This is a genomic window from Halovulum marinum, assembly GCF_009697225.1.
Taxonomy (GTDB): Bacteria; Pseudomonadota; Alphaproteobacteria; order Rhodobacterales; family Rhodobacteraceae; genus Halovulum; species Halovulum marinum.
Map to the genome: position 1 here is coordinate 1 of NZ_WIND01000055.1, position 2,182 is coordinate 2,182.

At 63.8% G+C, this 2,182-nt stretch carries 3 protein-coding genes; all 3 read right to left on the minus strand.

Annotated elements, in window-relative coordinates; translation table 11 throughout:
- Positions 1 to 497: ubiquinol-cytochrome c reductase iron-sulfur subunit (gene petA, locus GE300_RS21915; protein WP_154449688.1), on the minus strand; the 497-nt coding region annotated here is incomplete at its 3' end.
- A 2-nt stretch (positions 498 to 499) separates the two neighbouring features.
- Positions 500 to 1,339, minus strand: coding sequence for an enoyl-ACP reductase FabI (gene fabI, locus GE300_RS21920; protein ID WP_154449690.1), 840 nt, complete (start codon positions 1,337 to 1,339; stop codon positions 500 to 502).
- A 178-nt stretch (positions 1,340 to 1,517) separates the two neighbouring features.
- Positions 1,518 to 2,182, minus strand: a 665-nt coding sequence (locus GE300_RS21925) for a DUF3141 domain-containing protein (protein WP_154449689.1), incomplete at its 5' end; no start/stop codon positions are given.

Genomic DNA, 2,182 nt, shown 5'->3' on the forward strand with positions numbered 1-2,182 from the left:
TGCGATCCGTGGCACGGGCAGAACCAACCGCCGAATTCACCCACCGCCGAACCGTCCTGGCCCAGGGGGATACAGCCCAGATGGGTGCAGACACCGATGACGATAAGCCATTCACCAGCCGCATCCGCCGTGCGGTTTTCGTCGCGCGCGGGCACTTCGCTGACCTGGTTCGGATTCTCGCGCCGGCTATCGACGGGGTCGACAAGGTCGCCGATTTCGACAGCGCGGGCAGCCTCGATAGCCGCCGGAGACCGGCGCCAGACGAAGACCGGGCGGCCCCGCCACTTGACGGTTATGCGTTGGCCGGGTTCGACGCCGGAAAGATCGACCCTGACAGTACCGGAAGCGGTCACGTCGGCTGCGGGGTTCATCGAGTCGATCAGGGGCCAGACCGCAGCGCCGACGGCAACGGCGCCGGTTGAGGCCGTTGCAAAATACAGGAAATCACGCCGCTCTGATGCGGGCGATTGATCGGGGTAGTCACTGGTCTGGCTCATCGTCAATCCTCCGATTTGACGTTCATCGCGGCTGCGAAGACAGGGCTTTCGATATGGACACCCGCATCGACATGCAGCACCTCGCCGGTGATGCCGCTGGTGTAGTCGCTGGCGAAAAGCAAAGCGGCTCGCCCCACCTCGTCAGCCTCGATGTTGCGCCGCAGGGGTGCGGCACGCGCGGTCGCATCCAGAAGTCCAGCAAAGCCGGTCAACCCCGACGCCGCGCGGGTCAGCACCGGCCCCGCCGAAATGGCGTTGACGCGGATGCTGGCGGGCCCGAGTTCGTGCGCCAGATAGCGCACCGTCGCTTCGAGCGCGGCCTTGACAGGCCCCATCACGTTGTAATTCTCCACCACACGTTCGCCGCCGAGATAACTCAGTGTGATCAGGCTGCCACCGCCGGTCATCAGGGGTTCGGCAAGATGTGCCATTCGGATCAGAGAATGGACCGAAACATTCATCGCTGCCGAGAATCCGGCGGCCGAGCAATCGGTCAGGCGACCGTGGAGGTCGGCGGGTGGCACGCTGCCGACCGCATGAAGAATGAAATCGAGCTTTCCCCAAAGTTCGGTGATGGAGCCGAAAACGGTCTCGAGCTCATGCGGTACTGCAACATCGCAGGGCAGAAAGATCGGCGCTTCCACCCGTTCGGCCAGTGGCGTCACATGCGGCTTGGTCCGCTCATCGACGTAGGTTACAGCAAGTTCGGCGCCCGCTTGGCGGAAATGCAGGGCGGCGGGCCACGCCAGGCTGCGATCATTCGCGATGCCGACGACCAGGCCTTTCCTGCCGGACAGATCCAGCAGTTCCACGGGATTGCAGCATTCGGCGAAGTCAGGCATCTTCGGACGCAGCCCTTGTATCTGCGGACGCGTCAGGCATTTTTTCAGGCTCGTCATGACGCTTGGTCGTCTTGCCATGTTTGTGCCCGCCGTGACCGTGCCCGAATAGGTGCATCGCGGCCATTCCGCCGAAGACGAGAACCAGGACCCAGTTGTCAGAAAGCCATTCCATGATCGTTTACTCCTTGTTTGATGCGGCGCCCGGATGGTCCGCCTGTGCAGGTGAGGTGGTGACGGGGAAAGGGCCGAACATCGCGCCGAAGACATGGGCGATCCACGCATCGCGCCCCTTGCGCCATGCGCCCAGAACCTCGCCGGTGCGCGCCGACAGCGCGCGTTCGGTGACAATCGCGGGGTGGTTTTCCGGCAGTGGTTCGCGCGTCTCGCGCAGTGTGTCGGCAGCGAATTCGACCAGCGACATCCACGGGTTCACCCGTTCGGAAAACATCGTCCTGGTCCACCGCATGGGATGCAGGGCGCGCAGGGCTTCGGCGCTGGCCGGGGTGGTGGCAGCACGGATCCAAGGACTGACGAAAGTCGAATAGGCCGCCTCGTTGATCCGCGAAATCTGCGCCACCTGTTTCAAGGCCGCATCGCCCGACGCAATGCCCAGTTCATCGACCTCGCGCGGGTCGAACCGCACTGTGAAATCGCCGGTCTCGCAGTCCGGGTCGCCCGACGGATTGTCGATCACCATCTCGTAGAGCCCCGGTGCCAGCCCCTCGACCGCATCCAGACTCTCAAGGATCGCCCGGTGCTGCAGCCGCGCGACGGACCCCGAGACGAAGATGCCCAGATGTCCGACATGATCATGGGTCATGTAGACGATGCGCTGCCCGGCTG